Raw genomic sequence first — 17096 nt, forward strand, 5'->3', positions numbered from 1 at the left:
CCTGTAGGAGCGAGGCTTGCCCGCGAAGGCGGCCTAACAGCCGCCGCAACCAATCAAGGCTTACGCTTACGCGGCCCAGTATTAAACACCGGCACCTTACGCACAGGCTTGATAGAAGGCTCCGGCGCCGAAGCATCCCCGCTCTCGACCCACTTACCCAAATTGCGCTTACCGCCGCTGGACGTCTTCGGCTTCTTCGGTTTTTTCGGCTTCTTCACCACCTGCCCGCTGGCATCGGTGTCCGGCACGCGGTGCTCAGGTTCGAAATCGTGTTCCATCTGCCGAGGCAACGTCTGACGCGTCAACGTCTCAATGGCCGACAGCAAATTCACTTCATCGGCGCACACCAGCGAAATAGCCTGCCCGGTGGCACCCGCACGGCCGGTACGACCGATGCGGTGGATGTAGTCCTCTGCCACGATCGGCAGGTCGAAATTGACCACCAATGGCAAATCTTCAATGTCCAGACCACGGGCCGCGACGTCGGTGGCCACCAGGATCTGTACTTCACTGGCCTTGAAACGGTCCAGCGCACGTTGACGCGTAGCCTGAGGTTTGTCGCCATGGATGCCGTCGGCGTTGATGCCCAGGCCCTGGAGTTTTTCCACCAGCGCGTCCACGCCGTTGCGGGTCTTGGCGAATACCAGCACCTGCTTCCACTTGCCCTTGCGCAGCAGGTGGATGAACAGCTCCGGCTTGCGCTTCTTGTCCACCGTCACCACCCACTGTTTAACGGTGTTGGCAGCAACGTTGCGCGGGCTGACTTCGATGCTCAGCGGGTCATTGAGCATTTGCCCGGCCAGCAGGCGAATCGCATCGGAGAAGGTCGCGGAGAACAGCAGCGTCTGACGTTTCTTCGGCAGCACGCGGTAAATGTTCCCCAACTCCTCGGAAAAGCCCAGGTCGAGCATGCGATCGGCTTCGTCCAGCACCAGGGCTTGCAACTGGTTGAACTTCAGCGCGTTCTGGCGGAACAGATCGAGCAGACGGCCCGGTGTTGCCACCAACAGGTCGACCCCTTTGCGCAGCTTCATCATTTGCGGGTTGATGCTGACGCCGCCGTACACCGCATAAGTGCTCAGTGGCAGGTTCTCAGCGTACTGACGCACGGCTTCGTGAACCTGCTCGGCCAGTTCGCGGGTCGGCACCAGAATCAATGCGCGCACCGAGTTGGCGGTGACTTTCGGCCCTTCCATGGCCAGCAATTGCAGCAGCGGCAACGCGAAACCGGCGGTCTTGCCGGTGCCGGTCTGGGCGGCGGCCATCAGGTCGCGACCGGCCAGCACCGCCGGAATGGCTTGCGCCTGAACCGGCGTCGGGGTCTGGTAGCCGAGCGTCTCGAGAGAGCGCAGCAAGGGTTCGATCAGGCCAAGGGTGGCGAAAGTCATGGGATTACCGTAGGAAAATTCAGCGCGGTTGTGCGAAACAAGTGTGCAATGGCGCGCAGTTTACCCTAATTCACACTCGATTCTGTCTGCACCACCGCAGCAGGTCGTTCCGGCGTCCGGCGCCACTGCGGCAAACCGATCAACACCACGGCACTGATGATCACCAGCATGGCCAGGGCTTCTTCGATGCCGATGGTCTCGCCGACAAACACGATCCCCAGCAACACCGCCACCGCTGGGTTGACGTAGGCATAACTGGTGGCCGCTGCCGGCCGCACGTTTTTCAGCAGGTACATGTAGGCGTTGAAGGCGATGATCGAACCGAAGAAGGTCAGGTAGGCCAGCGCCGCCCATCCTTCAATCGGTGGCATGGCTTCCAGATGTTCACCACTCATCGCACTGCCGATCAGCAACGCCACGCCGCCCACCAGCATTTCCACGGCACTGGCCATCGCGCCCTGGGGCAACGGCAAGTGTTTGCTCCAGACTGAACCGAACGCCCAGGCCGCCGCCGCAAAGATCAGCAACATCGCACCCAGCGGGCTCGATTGCAGGTTGGAACCGAGGTTGAGCATGGCGATGCCGATCAGCCCGAGCACAATCCCCGCCCATTCAAGACGAGTATTACGCGCGCCCCAGAAATAGCCGCAGAGCAAGGTAAACAACGGCACCGTCGCCACCGCCAATGCCGCGACGCCGGAAGCGACACCCATGTGTTCCGCCACACTGACCCCACCGTTACCGCACGCCAGCAGCAAAATCCCGATGATCCCCGCCGCTTTCCACTGCGCCCAGGTCGGTGCCGGCGCCCCGCGCCAGCGCAGGAACGCGTACATCAACGTGCCGGCGATGACGAAGCGAATACCGGCGAGCAACAAGGGCGGCCAATACTCCACGCCGATACGGATCACCAGGTAAGTCGAGCCCCAAATCACGTACAAGGCGAAAAAGGCAGCGATCAACGGCAAGGGAAAACGACGGAGGCCAGGCATGGGGGCAGCTCGCAGGCAAGGACAAATGAACAGCTATTCTAGAAAGGCGAACAGCAGAAAATAAGTTACAAAACCTGTTTATAGCGCCGGTACACTTTTCAAATCACGGAGATCAGCGCTATAAACCATGCTTTCGAAAGTCAGTCATTTTTCAGGAATTCGCTCATGGACAAATACGACCGCATGCTCCTCAGCGCCCTGCTGGAAAACGGTCGTGCGTCCTACGCCGACCTCGCGCGCAAGGTCAACCTGTCCGCCCCGGCCGTGGCCGAGCGCGTGGCCAAACTTGAGGCCAGTGGGGTGATTACCGGTTATCAGGCGAAAGTCGATATGGCCAAGCTGGGGCTGCCGATTCAATGCGTGATCGAACTGCGGCTGAACCAGCACGGTAATCAGAAAGCCTACGACGACCTGATCAAAATCCCACAGCTGACGGAGTGCCACCGGGTGACGGGTGATCCGTGCGTGATCATGCAAGCGGCGGTGGGCTCGATGCCGGAACTGGAAGAGCTGATCAACCGGATTGCCACGTTCGGGTTCAGCAAGACGTCGATCGTATTGTCGAGCGCAATAGAGAAGCGCGTACCGTTGGGGCAGTTGGAAGGCAATGGAAAGCCCTGATCCAACACGGTCCTTGTAGGAGCCAGCTTGCTGGCGATAGCAATTCATCATTCAACATTGATGTCGACTGATAAACCGCCATCGCCGGCAAGCCGGCTCCTACAGGGGTTTTCGGTGCGTTTAAAACCCGCGATGGCGCTTGAGATGCTCATTGATTTTGGCCGCCGGCACTTTCTGCAGGCTGACCAACAAATCATGGGACAACTCGCGCAACCCGTGCTTCTGTCGCAACTCCTGCGCCAGATGCGCCGTCAGGTTGGCCGCCATCTCGGCGTCAGCCATCGCCCGGTGAGCTTTACCCGTGTCGGGCAATTGGGCGAAGGTGGTGAGGGTGCCGAGTTTGTGATTCGGCGCAGCCGGCATCAGCCGACGGGCCAGTAGCAGCGAGCAGGCAAAATTCTGCAACCGCGTACGCTTGATCCGCCCCAGTTCAAAGTCCCAGAACTTCTGGTCGAACGCGGCGTTGTGCGCCAGCAGCGGCGTGGTGCCGACGAATTCGTTGACCTCGTTCATCACCTGTTCCGCCGATGGCGCGGTGCGCAGCATGGCGTTGCTGATGCCGGTGAGTTGTTCGATGAAGGCCGGGACGCGCACGCCGGCGTTCATCAGGCTTTGGTAACGCTCGACGATGCGCCCCTGTTCAAGGATCACCACGGCAATTTCCGTGGCCCGGCAGCTGCTGCTCGGGGAGATCCCGGTGGTTTCAAAGTCGATGACTGCTATGCGTTCCAAACCTGTTTCAACTCCGTAAAAATCAATTCTTGAGCAGCAACGCGCCTTCGATCGGCACGTAGCGGCTGGCGGCGCGGATCAGCGAGTTGGCCGTCAGGCCCGGTACGCCGTAGGCCACCGCTTGTACGCCGTGCTTGGCGATGATGCGTTCCAGCAACATGTCGAAATCACCGTCACCGGAGGCCAGCACCACTTCGTCGACGTGATCGGCGGCGTCCATGATGTCGAGGGTGATGCCCACGTCCCAGTCGCCCTTGGCCGAGCCGTCGCTGCGCTGGATGTAGGGTTTGAGCTTCACGGTGAAGCCGAGGTTGCGCAGGATCTGCTGGAACTGCTGCTGTTTGCTGTCGCCGCGATCGATCGCGTAGGCATAGGCTTCGACGATATCGCCCTGCTTGCTGATGTCAGCCCACAGCGCGGCGTAGTTGAAGTGGCAACCATAGGCCTGACGCACGGTGTAGTAGAGGTTCTGGACATCGGCGAACACTGCAATTTTTTTCACCGTGCATCCTCTTTCGCGCAGGCGGGATCAGGCACCGGGCCCGAAAAGTTGCCCAGTATGCCAGCCTGGAGGATTGTTCCGCGAATAATCGGCCCGGAGCGCCGCAGCGCTCCGGACGAATGGCGTGTCAGACGAAGGAATCGTCGTCGCCGCCGAAGAACGATGAACTGTCATCGTTGTAGTCGGTGTCGGCATAGTCTTGGGAGTTGTCAGCCACGCGCTGGTCATCGCCCCAGCCGTTGTCACCGCCGTGGTCGTTGACCTGCGCCGGCTCTTCCTTGATCACTTCCACCACTTCTGGCTGCTGGTTGTGATGGAACAGGCTGCTAATGCCTTGTGCCAGCATCACGCCACCCGCCACACCCGCTGCAGTTTTCAGCGCGCCGCCGAGGAAACCGCTGCCAACCGCCGGCGCCTGCTGTTGCGGCGCGTAGTTCTGCTGCGGTGGCGGCGCACCGAAATTCTGCTGTGGCGGCGGCGCGTTGAACGAAGGCCGTCCCGGCTCACGCCAGCCGCCGCTGGAGGGCGGTGCACTTGGCGCAGGCGTTTCACGGGAACTGCCACCGAAAATGCTCGACAGGAAGCCACCGCTGCTCGGCGCCGGAGCAGGTGCCTGGGACTTGGCCGATTGCAGTTCGGCCTGCAATTGCTGGATTTGCTCGGTGAGTTGCTTGTTCTGTGCGTCGAGGCTCTTGATCGCTGCCTCTTGCACCAGAATCGCCTGGGTCATGAAGTAGCCCGCCGCGGGTTGGCGAGCCAGATGTTCCTTGATCCGCGCCTCGGCCAGGGCATCGCGCGGGGCTGCTTCCGTTTCGGCCTGTTGCAGCCGGGAAAACAGTCCATCGATCAGGGTTTGTTCTTCAGTGTTCATGGCGACCTCGTAGATTGCCGGGGAAATCGTTGACCTTCTCCAGGGAGGATACGGCGCTCGACCTTAATGGAGGCTGAAACAAGTTGTTTCAATGACCTTTACCGAACGTTTACGTTTGCGCCCCGACGCGCTGCATCGGTTAAAGTGGGCCACTGCTTTCAACCTGCGATACCGACTGATGAATCCGTTCGATGTACTGCGTGACTCGCTGTATTTCTTTAAGCGCAATCTGAGCCAGATCGTGCGGCTGTGCCTGCCGCTGGTGATTTTCGAAGCGCTGCTGCAACAAGTGGTCGACCACAACACCGTGCCGGACAGCTTTCCCGGCGTCAGCGTGATCGTCGGCCTGCTGGTGTACCCGCTATACACCGCCGCCCTGATCCTGTTTCTCGACGCGCGCAGCCGTGGCGAATCGCCGCGCAACCGTGACCTGCTGGCGAGGTCCGCGTACCTGTGGCCGCGCTTCGCCCTGCTCACGGCGCTCAATACATTGATGATCCTGCTCGGCCTGTCGTTGTACTTCCTGCCGGGCATCTGGCTGATGGTGACGTTGGCGTTCAGCGAATACCTGCTGGTGCTGCGCGGCCTGGCGCCGCTGGCGGCAATGAAGGAAAGCCTGCGCCTGACCCGCGGTCATTTCCTGCGGATTCTGGTGTGCATCCTGTGTGTGATGGGCCCGTTGTGGGTACTCAAGGGTGTGACGCTCAACGTGTATCCGGAACCGCAGAACCCGGTGATTTCCCTGCTGATCGACAGCGCCCACAGCTTCCTGCAACTGTTCACCAGCGTGGTGTTGTTCCGTTTGTTCATGCTGATCAGCGACGTTCCCGAGAAAATCGACCGGCCGCTCTGATCGTGGGCTTCGGCCCGGCTCTCGGTTATGCTCGGATCCATCTTTTGTAACGCTATAAGCCGAGCCATGACCCGACTACTGCGCTACACCCTGCTGGGCCTGTTGATAGCAATCGGCCTGATTGCCTTGCTGATCTACAGCCTGACCTGGCGCCCCGAAGCCAAGGAAGTTTTGCCCGTCAGTTGCAACGCTCAAGCACCGACACTGGTGCCCGGCCAGGCGTTGAAAGTGATGACCTGGAACGTTCAGTACCTGGCGGGTAAGCGCTATGTGTTCTGGAATGACCTGGCCGCCGGCGACGACGAAAAACCGACGCCTGAAGACATGGCCTTCAGCCTCGATGAAGTGGCGCGGGTGATTCGCGACGAACAACCGGACATCGTGTTGCTGCAAGAGCTCGATGACGGCGCCAAGGCCAGCGATTACCAGAACCAGTTCAAACTGCTTCAGGAACGCCTCGCCGACCTCTATCCGTGCAGCGCCCATGCCTTCGACTGGAAAGCCGACTTCGTGCCGCAACCGCACATCTTCGGCAGTGTCGGCCGGCAACTGGCAACCCTCAGCCGCTACCGGATCGAACACGCCGAACGCCTGCAACTGCCGGTGGCGCCGACTAACTTCATCAGCCGTCAGTTCCAGCCGAAAAATGCCTTGCTGGTCACTTACCTGCCGTTGAGTGACGGCGGGCAGTTGGCGGTCCTCAACACCCATCTGGACCGCGCGACCCAACCGGATGAAACGCTACAGACCCAGGTGACGGCGGTGGCCAAAGTCCTCGACAAATACGAAAGCCATAGCACCCCGTGGCTGATCGGCGGCGACTTCAACCTGTTGCCGCTGGGGCAATATCGACGCCTGCCCACCGAACAACGCACGCCCTACTCCGCCGACAGCGCGCTGCATCTGTTGTGGGACAAGTACCCGATGATCCCGACCAACAACGAAGCCAGCGGCATCGATCGGGCGCGGTGGCTGACGCACTACCCGAATGATCCAGGCCTGAACGGCCCGGACCGGACCGTCGATTACCTGTTTTACAGCCCTCGGATCAAACGGGTCGAGGCGACGGTGCGACAGGACGATACGTTGAGGATCTCCGATCACCTGCCGGTGATTGCGCGTTTCCTCCTGCCAGCTGCGCCGTAACCCCAGCCAAACACAAACCTTGTAGGAGCCAGCTTGCTGGCGATAGCGGTGGGTCAGTCAACGAAGATGTTGGATGTGATGGCCTCATCGCCGGCAAGCCGGCTCCTACAGGGGATTGCGTGACACTCAATGCACCTCCTCCAGGTCATCATGCAGCAGCCCGAAAATATCGCGTTTCATCTCGATGAATGAGCGCTCCATGACCATGTCCAGGGTCCGGGGACGTTCGATTGGCACGTCGAGGATCTGCTTGATCCGCCCAGGCCTGGCGCCCATCACGTAGACCCGATCACCCAGCAGAATCGCCTCGTCGATGTCGTGGGTCACGAACAGCACGGTCTTCTTGCTGTTGCCCCAAACGCGCAATAACAGCTGCTGCATTTGCAGGCGCGTCTGGCTGTCGAGGGCGCCGAAGGGTTCGTCCATCAGCAGGATTTGCGGGTCATTGGCCAAAGCGCGGGCAATCGCCACCCGCTGCATCATGCCGCCGGACAGCTGCTTGGCGTAGTTGTCGGCGAACCCGCTGAGACCGACTTCGTTGACGTAGTAATCGACGATGTCCTTGCGCTGTGCCGCCGCCATACCGCGACGCTTGAGGCCGAACTCGACGTTCTGCCGCACGGTCAGCCACGGGAACAGCGTGTAGCTCTGGAACACCATGCCGCGGTCCGCGCCCGGCCCTTGAACTTGCTGACCGCCGACGTAGATCTCGCCTTCCGTGGGCTCGTTCAAACCGGCGGTGAGGTACAGCAAGCTCGACTTGCCGCAGCCCGACGGCCCGACCAGCACGGCGAATTGCTGATCCGGAACTTCGAACGACACCTGATCCAGCGCGGTGAACACGCCGCCGTCGGGCTTCTGGTAACGCAGGCTGACTTTGTCCACTTGCAAACGAGGCGCGGCGTAGGCCGGGGCAGCCATCGGTGTGACGATACGCGGGTTGACGGCGGTTACTGAGCCCATGCGGCAATCCTCAGACGAAGGAAACGGAACAGTTGATCGGTGACCAGGCCCAACAGGCCGATGATCGCGATGGCGAGGAAAATCACATCCACCTGAAAGCCGCGCATGGCTTTGAGGCTCAGGTAACCCAGGCCACTGGAAGCGGCGACCAGTTCGGCGACCACCAGGTACGTCCAGGCCCAGCCCATGGTCACGCGCAAGGTGTCGAGCACACCCGGCAACGAGGCCGGCGCGATCACATGCAACACCGCATCGCGGCGGTTAGAGCCGAGTGTGTAGGAGGCGTTGATCAGGTCTTTGGAGATGCCTTTGGACACGTCCGCGATCATCACCAGTTGCTGGAAAAACACGCCGAAGATGATTACCGAGACACGCTGCTCCAGACCGATACCGATCCACAGAATGAACAGCGGCACGAACGAGGTCACCGGCAGGTAGCGGATGAAATTGACCATCGGTTCGAGGAACGCCTGAACGATGCGGAAGCTGCCCATCAGCAACCCCAGCGGCACCGCCACCAGCGACGAAACGACGAAACCGACCACCACCACTTCAAGACTGGCCCACACGTGCAAACCGAGCGTGCCATCGCGGCTCAGGCGCACGGCGGCTTCGACCACCGCGCCCGGTGTCGGCAAGAACATGCCTGGCACCACGCCGCCGTAAGACAACCCGGCCCACAGGCCAACCAACAACACCCAGGCCAGGCCGCTCGCGCTCCAGATCACCGAAACCGGCAAGCCGGTCTTGGGCGTGATGCAACGGCTCAGCCATGAATTGCGCTTGAACATGCGAACCTCCTACAGCGGGCTGACGAAACGGTTGTCGATCAGGTCGTCATTGCTGACGTTGTAGGGTTTGCCCTGCAATTCACTGGCGGTTTCGTTGGCCAGTTTGATCAACGGTTTGCTGTCGCCCGGATTGCCCGGCGAGCCCAGGAGTTTTTCGCTCATGGCCTGATCGTAGAAGCGCACGCCTTGCGCGGCAGCGGCCAGTTCCTTCGGATCGGCGAGGTAGCCGCCAACCCCCTTGGCCATGATTTTGTAGGCTTCCTGCGGATGGTCTTTGGTGTACTGCACCGCTTTGTACAGACCGGCGACCAACGCCTTGACGTCTTCCGGCTGCTTCTCGATGACCGTGCAGTTGAGCGCGACCACATCGACAATCACGCCAGGCGTGCTACTGCTGTCGATCAAGACTTTGCCTTGCTTCTTGTCACGCACCATCGACAGGTGCGGTTCCCAGGTCACGGCGGCGGGCACACGACCGGCGATGAACGCGGTGGCTGCGTCGTCAGCCGTCATGTTCTGCACGGTGATGTCGCTCATGCTCATGCCGTGTTTTTTCAGCAGATACGAGAGCCAGAACTGCGAAGTCGAGCCTTCGTTCACCGCCACGGCTTTGCCTTTCAGCTCCTGCAGGCTCTTGATGTCCTTGCCCACCAGAACACCGTCGCCACCATGGCTGTCATCGAGTGCGGCTACGGCTTTGAAGCAGAATTGCGGACGGTATTTCAGTACTTCGTCGATGGTCGAGGCCGAGCCGGACAATTCGCCCGAGGCTTGCGCGGCCATGTACATCGAAGCCTCTTCGACGACGGGCAACTCGACGGTCAAACCGCCTTCCTTGAAGTAGCCCAGGTCCTGGGCGAGGTAGAGCGTGCCGTAACCGACCCATGTGGTATGGCCGATGGACAGGGTGCCGGCCTGGGCGCTGGTGGCGACCGTGGCGGCGATGGCGGCGATGGCGGTGATCGCCAGTGGATGAGCGACGCGGGTTAGCAAGGACTTGATCATGGAGCACTCCCAAAGCTGTTGATTTAGTTTTGTCATGGGCAGTACGGCCAGCAGCCTTTGGAGAAGAGCTGCCACGGGTGGTCTCTGATGGACCTTTGGGTGGGCAGTGTTCGGCTGACTGGCGAGGTCGATGTTGGACCAGGGCCAGGAATAGGAAAATTAGGAAATATGTCGAGGCGAGCGATGAAAAAACTGGGTAGTGCGCACTGCTAAAGGGCGGTGTGGGCGGAGGTGCACGGGGTGAGTGCAAAACATGAGAGTTGTGTTGAATGGTCTAACGCAATCGCGAGCAGGCTCGCTCCCACAGGGGGTTCTATGTTGCCCTCTCTACCGAGGTCAACACAGTTCCAATGTGGGAGCGAGCCTGCTCGCGATTAAGGTCCGAAGGACCTTCCGACAATCTTAAAGCCGGCCGTATTCCTGAGCCGTACGATCAACCGCTTTCAGCGTCTTGCCAACCAGTTCATCAACTTCCTCACGACTGGCAATCAACGCCGGCGCCATGATCATCCGCCCCAGCGTCGAACGAATAATCACACCCTCCTCAAACCCAATCGTGCGGCAGCGCCAGGCAATATCATTCTCGTTGGCAAAACGCTTGCGACTGGTTTTGTCTTCGGCCAACTGCAACGCCGCTACCATCCCGACACCCTGAATATCCCCCACCAACGGGTGATTGCCGAACACTTCGCGCAAACACTGTTGCAGGTACGGCCCGATGTCGTCCTTGACCCGCGTCACCACGCCTTCATCGCGCAACGCCTTGAGGTTGGCGATGGCCACCGCGGCCGCCACCGGGTGTCCGGAATAGGTCAGGCCGTGGGCAAACACCCCGCCCTGCTCCACCAACACCTGCGCCATTTTCTTCGACAGGATCAGCCCGCCCATGGGGATGTAGCCGGAGGTCAGCCCCTTGGCAATCGACAGCGTGTCCGGCTCGAAACCGAAGTGCTCATGGGCGAACCATTCGCCAGTGCGACCGAAGCCGCCGATCACTTCGTCGGCGCACAACAGCACGTCGTACTTACGGCAAATCCGCTGAATTTCCGGCCAGTAACTTTCTGGCGGGAAGATCATCCCACCCGCGCCCTGGAACGGTTCGGCGATGAACCCGGCGACCTTGTCCGCGCCCAGTTCGAGAATCTTCGCTTCCAGTTGCTGCGCCGCCCGCAGGCCGAATTCAGCCGGAGTCAGATTGCCTTCGTGGGCGAAGAAGTACGGCTCGTCGATGTGCTCGATGTCCGGCAGCATGCCGCCCATTTCGTGCATGAACTTCATGCCACCGAGCGCCGTCGCTGCCAGCGTCGAACCGTGGTAACCGTTCCAGCGACCGATCATGACCTTCTTCTCGGGCTTGCCGAGGATGGTCCAGTAACGGCGCACGGTGCGGATCAGCACCTCGTTCGCTTCGGAGCCGGAGTTGGTGTAGATCGCGTGGCTGTAGTGCCCCGGCAACAGGCTGAACAGCAGCTCCGAGAGCTCGATCACCTGCGGGTGAGTGGTGTGGAAAAACATGTTGTAGTACGGCAGTTGCTCAAGCTGCTGAGCCGCTGCTGCCGCCAGATCCTTGCGGCCGTAACCGAGGTTGGTGCACCACAGCCCGGACATGCCGTCGAGGTAGCGCCGACCATCGTTGTCCCACAGGTGCAAGCGCTCGCCACGGACCATCACCCGCGGTCCTTCATCGTTGAGCGCTTTCTGATCGACGAATGCGTGGATGTGGTGCGCAGCGTCGGCGGCCTGGTAGTCGCGGGTTTCACGTGGTGTGGTCATCGCCAGTTCTCCGTTTTGTTATTAGCGCAGTTGAAACCAGGTGGTCTTCAACTGGGTGTATTTATCGAATGAGTGCAGCGACAGGTCACGGCCGAAACCGGACTGCTTGCCGCCGCCAAACGGCACCGTCACGTCGAGTGCATCGACGCTGTTCACCGACACCGTGCCGGCGCGCAATTGCCGCGCCACGCGGTGCGCGCGATTGAGGTCGTCGGTCCACAGCGAAGCGGCCAGGCCGTAGACGCTGTCGTTGGCCAGTTGCAAGGCGTGTGCCTCGTCATCGAACGCCGTGACCGCTAGCACCGGGCCGAACACCTCGTCGCGAAACAGCGGCATGCCCGGGGTCACGTTAGTGAAAATAGTCGGCTGGATGAAGTTGTCGGAGCCGTTGAAAATCGACTGCCGACCACCGCATACCTTGGTCGCACCCTGGCGCTGGGCTTGCTCGATGAACTTCATGATGCGCGCGGTCTGGCGGCTGTCTACGATCGCCCCGGCGCTGCTCGACGGGTCCAGCGGATCGCCCGGCAGCCAGCGTTCGGCCTGCGCCTTGAGGCGCTCGACGAACTCGTCATGGATCGAACGCTGCACCAGCAACCGCGAGTTGGCCGAACACACTTCGCCCTGATTGAAGAAGATGCCGAACGCGGCTTTTTCGGCCGCCAGATCCAGGTCCTGACAATCGGCGAACACCAGGTTGGCGCTCTTGCCGCCGCACTCCAGCCACACCTGTTTCAGGTTCGATTGCGCGGAATACTGCATGAAAAATTTGCCGACTTCGGTGGAGCCGGTGAACACCAGGCAATCGACGTCCGGGTGCAAACCGAGGGCTTTGCCGGTCTGCTCGCCGAGTCCCGGCAGCACGTTGAGCACGCCTGCTGGCAAGCCGGCTTCAAGCGCCAACTCGGCCAGACGCAGGGCGGAAAACGGTGATTGCTCGGCGGGTTTGAGGATCACCGAATTGCCTGCCGCCAGCGCGGGGGCGAGTTTCCATGCGGCCATGTCCAGCGGGAAATTCCATGGCACCACGGCGGCGACCACGCCCAGCGCTTCGCGGGTGATCGTCGCCAGTACGTTCTGCGCGCTCGGTGCGATCTGGTCGTAGAGTTTGTCGAGGCTTTCGGCGTACCAGCGAAACACCCCGGCCGCGCCCGGCACGTCGAGGTTGTAGGCGTCCATCACTGGCTTGCCCATATTCAGCGAATCCAGCAGCGCCAGTTCTTCGCGGTGGGTCATGATCAGATCGGCCAGGCGCAGCAGCACTTGCTTGCGCTCGTTTGGCGAACGCGACGACCAGGTGCCGGCCTCGAACACCTGCCGCGCATTTTTGACGGCGGCGTTCACTTCTTCATCACCGCACGCTGTCACGTTGGCCAGGCGCTGGCCGGTGGCCGGGTTGATCGCGGCGAAGGTTTGCCCCAACTGCGCCGAACGGGGTTTGCCATCAATCAGGGCCTGGTCGGGAAACGCCAGCGCAGCGGCCTTGTTTTGCCAGTAGGTAAGCTCGAACACGTTCAGATGCTCCATGGGCTTTTCTTGTGAATTGGATGGTGGCCCAGGCCCGTGTCGAGGAAAAATAGTAAAAATGTCTTCGCAGACCATGAAAAAACTGGGCAGCCCATCTCCCCGGTGTCGCGGTATGTGGTTATTGTTCAGGCACAACAACACCGTCGTCAGAACGGACGCAGTCGGCGCAAAAATTGCTGGATGTCGAGTCCATCCACCCCGAGGTTTGCCGTGGCTGCTTACAACCTGCGTCAATTGAAATACTTCATCACCACCGTCGAATGCGGCAGCGTCGCCGAGGCCTCGCGCAAGCTGTACATCGCCCAGCCGGCCATTTCCACGGCGATCAAAGGCCTGGAAGACAGCTTCGGCGTGCAACTGCTGATCCGTCATCACGCACAAGGCGTGTCCCTGACGCCCAGCGGCGCACGCTTCTACCGCAAGGCCCAGGAACTGTTGCGCATGGCCAAGGAGTTCGAACAGAACGCCCTGGCCGACAACGACGTGGTGGCCGGGCAAATCGACATCGGCTGCTTCGAAACCGTCGCGCCGCTGTACCTGCCGCAATTGATTGCCGGGTTCTCGGCGCTGTATCCCGGCGTGAAAATCCGCATCCGCGACGGCGAGCAGCAGGAGTTGGTGCAAGGCCTGACCTCGGGCACCTTCGACCTGGCGATCCTCTATGAACACGACCTCGACGCCACCATCGAAACCGAACCCTTGATGCCCGCGCAGCGGCCTTATGCCTTGCTGCCGGCGGATCATCGCTTTGCCCAACTCAAGCAAGTGTCCCTGCGCGATCTGTGCCTGGAGCCGATGATTCTGCTGGACGTGCAACCGAGCCGGACCTACTTCGTCAGCCTGTTCGAAGAACTGGGCCTGTCGCCGAACATTGCGTTCAGCTCACCGTCGATCGAGATGGTCCGGGGCATGGTCGGGCAAGGGTTCGGCTTCTCGATCCTGGTCACCCGCCCGCACTCGGAATGCACCTACGACGGGCAGAAAGTGGTGTGCGTGGACATCGTCGAAGACATTACCGGCTCAGGGCTGGTGGCGGCGTGGCTGAAGCGCGGGCAGTTGACCAAACCGGCGCAGTTGTTTGCCGATTACTGCCGCGAACAACTCACCGCCAAGGCCGAAAGATCACACCCGACCTTGTAGGAGCCCGGCTTGCCGGCGATGGCGTCCGAAAGACCGATGCAAAATCCAGCGGCCCCATCGCCGGCAAGCCGGCTCCTACAAGGTGCGTGGATGTTTGAGGGATCAAGGCAAACGCAAACCTGTAGGAGCCGGCTTGCTGGCGATGGCGTCCGTCCAGCCAATAAATCTATAACTGACCCACCGCTATCGCCAGCAAGCCGGCTCCTACAGTGGGGGGCACCTCACTTCCGGGGTTTGATTCGTGCGGTCGCTTCGGCCACCAACGGATCATCCGGCCAGTAATGCTTCGGATACCGCCCCTTCAGATCCTTTTTCACCTCGGCGTACGTGCTGCGCCAGAAGTTCGCCAGATCCTGCGTCACCTGCACCGGCCGCCGCGCCGGGGACAGCAAATGCAGTTTGACCACCTGCCGGCCACCGGCAATGCGCGGGGTTTCGGCCAGGCCGAACAACTCCTGCAACCGCACCGCCAGAATCGGCGGCTGCTCGCTGTAATCCAGACGAATCGACGACCCTGAAGGCACGCTCAAATGATGCGGCGCCAGCTCATCGAGCCGTTGCGGCAGCGGCCACGGCAATAGGTTATGAACAATGCTTGAGAGATCCAGATTGGCAAAATGACTGAGCCGCGAAACCTTCCCCAGATACGGCATCAACCAGTGTTCGAGGCTTTTGAGCAGCGCAGCATCGCTGACATCCGGCCACTCGCTCTCGCCCTTGCCGACAAGGTCCAACTGCCGCAACAACGCCACCCGCGCCTGCCACTGACGCAACTCCGGCGTCCACGGCAACAACTCCAGCCCCTTGCGCCGCACCAGATTCACCAGCGCCTGACTGCGCGCGGTTTCATCGAGCCCGGTCAACGGTTCACGGCTGAGGATCAACTCGCCAACCTTGCGCTGACGCTCGGCGCGCAACACGCCTTCACGCTCGTCCCAATCCAGCTGATCGACCACCCGCACCTGTTCGGCGAGCACCGAATCGAACAACGCCGGATCGAAATCCGCCGCCAGATAAATCCGTTCCTCGCGCTGCCCCTGACGACTGCCGAGATCGGCGATTACCAGCCACGGTTGTTTCATCAAGCTGTCGGCTTCGGCGAACAACGCAGCACGACCGTTGGCCAGGCGATATTCCGCGCCACCCGCTCGACGTTGCTGCGCCACACGGTCGGGATAGGCCAGCGCCAGCAAGGCGCCGAGCCAGCGCGGGTGCTCCGGATCGCTGACCGGTTCCGACGCCTTGCCACGCAGATAACCACGGTATTGACGCGCCAGTTGCCGCGCTCGCTGAACACCGCCCTGAGCGCCGCGTGCAGCACGCTCTTCGCCGGACAACAGCACCAGTCGACTGTGCAGATCCGCGCCGGCACCGCGCAAGATATCCCGCTCGCCGAGCAACGCCGCGACATCGCACGCCATGTCCGCCAAGCCCAGCGCCTGACCGCGCAGTAGCAAATGGGCGATGCGCGGATGCGCCGGCAGTTCGGCCATGGCCTGACCGTGGCGGGTCAGCGCTTCGCCATCCAGTGCGCCGAGGCGATCAAGCAAGTCCTGAGCCTGGGCATACGCGGCGGCGGGCGGCACGTCGAGCCACACCAGTTGCGTCGGTGTCACGCCCCAGCGACCGAGTTGCAACGCCAGACCGGCAAGGTCCGCCGAGAGAATTTCCGCACTGGCATACGCCGCCAGTTGCTCGTGTTGATCCTGCGACCACAAGCGATAACACACGCCTGGCTCCAGCCGCCCTGCCCGCCCCGCACGTTGCGTGGCGCTGGCGCGGGAGATGCGCTGCGTGTCGAGGCGGGTCATGCCGCTGCCCGGATCGAAACGCGGCACCCGCGCCAACCCGGCATCGATCACCACACGTACGCCGTCGATGGTCAGGCTGGTCTCGGCGATGTTGGTCGCCAGCACCACTTTGCGTTTGCCCGCCGGCGCTGGATCAATCGCGGCACGTTGCGCGGCGAGGTCCAGTTCACCGTGCAACGGGCAGAGCAACACCTGTGTGTTTTCGCCCAACGCATCGGCCAGTTGTTGATGCACCCGGCGGATTTCCGCTTGTCCCGGCAGGAACACCAAAAGGCTGCCGGTTTCATCGTTCAAGGCTTCGAGGATGGTTTGCACCAGGCGCGGCTCGATGAATTCACCGGGCTGGAACGGTCGGCCCCAGCGCATCGCCACCGGGTACATGCGCCCTTCACTGCGCAGGATCGGCGCGTCATCGAGCAACCCGGCCAGGCGTTCGCCTTCAAGGGTGGCCGACATCAAAAGAATCTTCAGCGGCTGATCATCGCGGAACAGTTCTCGGCCATTCAGGCTGAGGGCCAAGGCCAGATCGGCATCAAGGCTGCGCTCATGAAATTCGTCGAAGATCAGCAAGCCCACGCCTTCCAGCGCCGGATCATCCTGCAAGCGCCGGGTGAGGATGCCTTCGGTGACCACTTCAATCCGCGTCCTGGGCCCGACTTTGCTGTCCAGCCGAATGCGATAGCCGACGGTTTCACCGACCTTCTCGCCCAGCTCACTGGCCAAGCGCTCAGCCGCCGCACGTGCAGCCAACCGACGCGGTTCAAGCATCAGAATGGTCTGCCCGGCCAGCCACGGCTCGTTAAGCAGGGCCAATGGAACACGGGTGGTTTTACCGGCGCCGGGCGGTGCTTCGAGCACGGCTTCGTGGCGTGTCGCCAAGGCTTCACGCAGGGCGGGTAAAACTTCATCAATCGGCAAAGAAATCATGCTGGCTCCCAAACAGAGGGCCGAGTATAACGGCGAACTGCTCGGCGTTTATCA

The 17096-nt window shown here is 61.3% G+C and carries 15 protein-coding genes; 4 read left to right on the forward strand and 11 right to left on the reverse strand.

Annotated elements, in window-relative coordinates; all coding sequences use genetic code 11:
* Positions 1-53: 53 nt before the first annotated feature.
* On the reverse strand, positions 54-1388 hold the full coding sequence (locus KGB24_RS00080) for a DEAD/DEAH box helicase (RefSeq protein WP_223414448.1): 1335 nt from the start codon (positions 1386-1388) through the stop codon (positions 54-56).
* Positions 1389-1453: 65 nt separating this feature from the next.
* Positions 1454-2380 (reverse strand): drug/metabolite exporter YedA, encoded by a 927-nt coding sequence (gene yedA, locus KGB24_RS00085; RefSeq protein WP_223414449.1) that lies wholly within the window; start codon positions 2378-2380, stop codon positions 1454-1456.
* Positions 2381-2545: 165 nt separating this feature from the next.
* Here yedA and KGB24_RS00090 point away from each other — a divergent pair, with 165 nt between their 5' ends.
* Positions 2546-3001 carry an Lrp/AsnC family transcriptional regulator gene (locus tag KGB24_RS00090; RefSeq protein WP_223414450.1) on the forward strand — a complete coding sequence of 152 codons (456 nt, stop codon included), beginning with the start codon at positions 2546-2548 and terminating at the stop codon, positions 2999-3001.
* A gap of 120 nt (positions 3002-3121) precedes the next feature.
* Here KGB24_RS00090 and KGB24_RS00095 read toward each other — a convergent pair whose 3' ends face one another.
* The 3 genes from KGB24_RS00095 to KGB24_RS00105 all read right to left on the reverse strand — a co-directional run bounded on the left by KGB24_RS00095 (position 3122) and on the right by KGB24_RS00105 (position 5106).
* Positions 3122-3733, reverse strand: a complete 612-nt coding sequence (locus tag KGB24_RS00095) for a PolC-type DNA polymerase III (protein WP_008041272.1) — start codon at positions 3731-3733, stop codon at positions 3122-3124.
* 22 nt (positions 3734-3755) lie between these two features.
* Positions 3756-4235, reverse strand: a complete 480-nt coding sequence (locus tag KGB24_RS00100) for an NYN domain-containing protein (RefSeq protein ID WP_008031749.1) — start codon at positions 4233-4235, stop codon at positions 3756-3758.
* Positions 4236-4362: 127 nt separating this feature from the next.
* Entirely contained in the window at positions 4363-5106 is a 744-nt protein-coding gene (locus KGB24_RS00105) for a DUF2076 domain-containing protein (protein WP_223414451.1), read from the reverse strand.
* Between the two features lie 178 nt (positions 5107-5284).
* Between KGB24_RS00105 and KGB24_RS00110 the strand changes: the two genes are divergently transcribed.
* Positions 5285-5959 carry a YciC family protein gene (locus tag KGB24_RS00110; protein ID WP_032828940.1) on the forward strand — a complete coding sequence of 225 codons (675 nt, stop codon included), beginning with the start codon at positions 5285-5287 and terminating at the stop codon, positions 5957-5959.
* Positions 5960-6025: 66 nt separating this feature from the next.
* Positions 6026-7105, forward strand: a complete 1080-nt coding sequence (locus KGB24_RS00115; RefSeq protein WP_223414452.1) for an endonuclease/exonuclease/phosphatase family protein — start codon at positions 6026-6028, stop codon at positions 7103-7105.
* Between the two features lie 126 nt (positions 7106-7231).
* Here KGB24_RS00115 and KGB24_RS00120 read toward each other — a convergent pair whose 3' ends face one another.
* The 5 genes from KGB24_RS00120 to KGB24_RS00140 all read right to left on the reverse strand — a co-directional run bounded on the left by KGB24_RS00120 (position 7232) and on the right by KGB24_RS00140 (position 13149).
* Positions 7232-8068 carry an ABC transporter ATP-binding protein gene (locus tag KGB24_RS00120; protein WP_008031755.1) on the reverse strand — a complete coding sequence of 279 codons (837 nt, stop codon included), beginning with the start codon at positions 8066-8068 and terminating at the stop codon, positions 7232-7234.
* Complete coding sequence (locus KGB24_RS00125; RefSeq protein WP_008031757.1) at positions 8056-8859, reverse strand: ABC transporter permease; 804 nt, start codon at positions 8857-8859, stop codon at positions 8056-8058. Before KGB24_RS00125 ends, KGB24_RS00120 begins: the two co-directional genes overlap by 13 nt.
* Positions 8860-8868: 9 nt before the next feature.
* Positions 8869-9864: an ABC transporter substrate-binding protein gene (locus KGB24_RS00130; protein WP_223414453.1), complete on the reverse strand. Its 996-nt coding sequence runs from the start codon at positions 9862-9864 to the stop codon at positions 8869-8871.
* Positions 9865-10266: 402 nt separating this feature from the next.
* Positions 10267-11637, reverse strand: a complete 1371-nt coding sequence (locus tag KGB24_RS00135) for an aspartate aminotransferase family protein (RefSeq protein WP_008041264.1) — start codon at positions 11635-11637, stop codon at positions 10267-10269.
* 21 nt (positions 11638-11658) lie between these two features.
* Positions 11659-13149: an aldehyde dehydrogenase gene (locus KGB24_RS00140; RefSeq protein WP_223414473.1), complete on the reverse strand. Its 1491-nt coding sequence runs from the start codon at positions 13147-13149 to the stop codon at positions 11659-11661.
* 225 nt (positions 13150-13374) lie between these two features.
* On the opposite strand from KGB24_RS00140, the gene KGB24_RS00145 reads away from it, so the two are divergent.
* Entirely contained in the window at positions 13375-14304 is a 930-nt protein-coding gene (locus KGB24_RS00145; RefSeq protein ID WP_008031766.1) for a LysR substrate-binding domain-containing protein, read from the forward strand.
* 221 nt (positions 14305-14525) lie between these two features.
* Here the strand turns inward: KGB24_RS00145 and hrpB are convergent, their stop codons facing one another.
* The gene (hrpB, locus tag KGB24_RS00150) at positions 14526-17042 is read right to left on the reverse strand and encodes an ATP-dependent helicase HrpB (protein WP_223414454.1); all 2517 of its coding nucleotides are present in this window, start codon (positions 17040-17042) and stop codon (positions 14526-14528) included.
* Positions 17043-17096 lie beyond the last annotated feature (54 nt).

It is taken from the genome of Pseudomonas sp. BF-RE-25 (genome assembly GCF_019956105.1).
Taxonomy (GTDB): Bacteria; Pseudomonadota; Gammaproteobacteria; order Pseudomonadales; family Pseudomonadaceae; genus Aquipseudomonas; species Aquipseudomonas migulae.

Coding starts and splice junctions, on each gene's coding strand:
- KGB24_RS00105 (WP_223414451.1), bottom strand. CDS start 5,106: ATGAACACTGAAGAACAAACCCTGATCGATGGACTGTTTTCCCGGCTG.
- KGB24_RS00090 (WP_223414450.1), top strand. CDS start 2,546: ATGGACAAATACGACCGCATGCTCCTCAGCGCCCTGCTGGAAAACGGT.
- hrpB (WP_223414454.1), bottom strand. CDS start 17,042: ATGATTTCTTTGCCGATTGATGAAGTTTTACCCGCCCTGCGTGAAGCC.
- KGB24_RS00115 (WP_223414452.1), top strand. CDS start 6,026: ATGACCCGACTACTGCGCTACACCCTGCTGGGCCTGTTGATAGCAATC.
- KGB24_RS00125 (WP_008031757.1), bottom strand. CDS start 8,859: ATGTTCAAGCGCAATTCATGGCTGAGCCGTTGCATCACGCCCAAGACC.
- KGB24_RS00120 (WP_008031755.1), bottom strand. CDS start 8,068: ATGGGCTCAGTAACCGCCGTCAACCCGCGTATCGTCACACCGATGGCT.
- KGB24_RS00110 (WP_032828940.1), top strand. CDS start 5,285: ATGAATCCGTTCGATGTACTGCGTGACTCGCTGTATTTCTTTAAGCGC.
- KGB24_RS00135 (WP_008041264.1), bottom strand. CDS start 11,637: ATGACCACACCACGTGAAACCCGCGACTACCAGGCCGCCGACGCTGCG.
- yedA (WP_223414449.1), bottom strand. CDS start 2,380: ATGCCTGGCCTCCGTCGTTTTCCCTTGCCGTTGATCGCTGCCTTTTTC.
- KGB24_RS00080 (WP_223414448.1), bottom strand. CDS start 1,388: ATGACTTTCGCCACCCTTGGCCTGATCGAACCCTTGCTGCGCTCTCTC.
- KGB24_RS00130 (WP_223414453.1), bottom strand. CDS start 9,864: ATGATCAAGTCCTTGCTAACCCGCGTCGCTCATCCACTGGCGATCACC.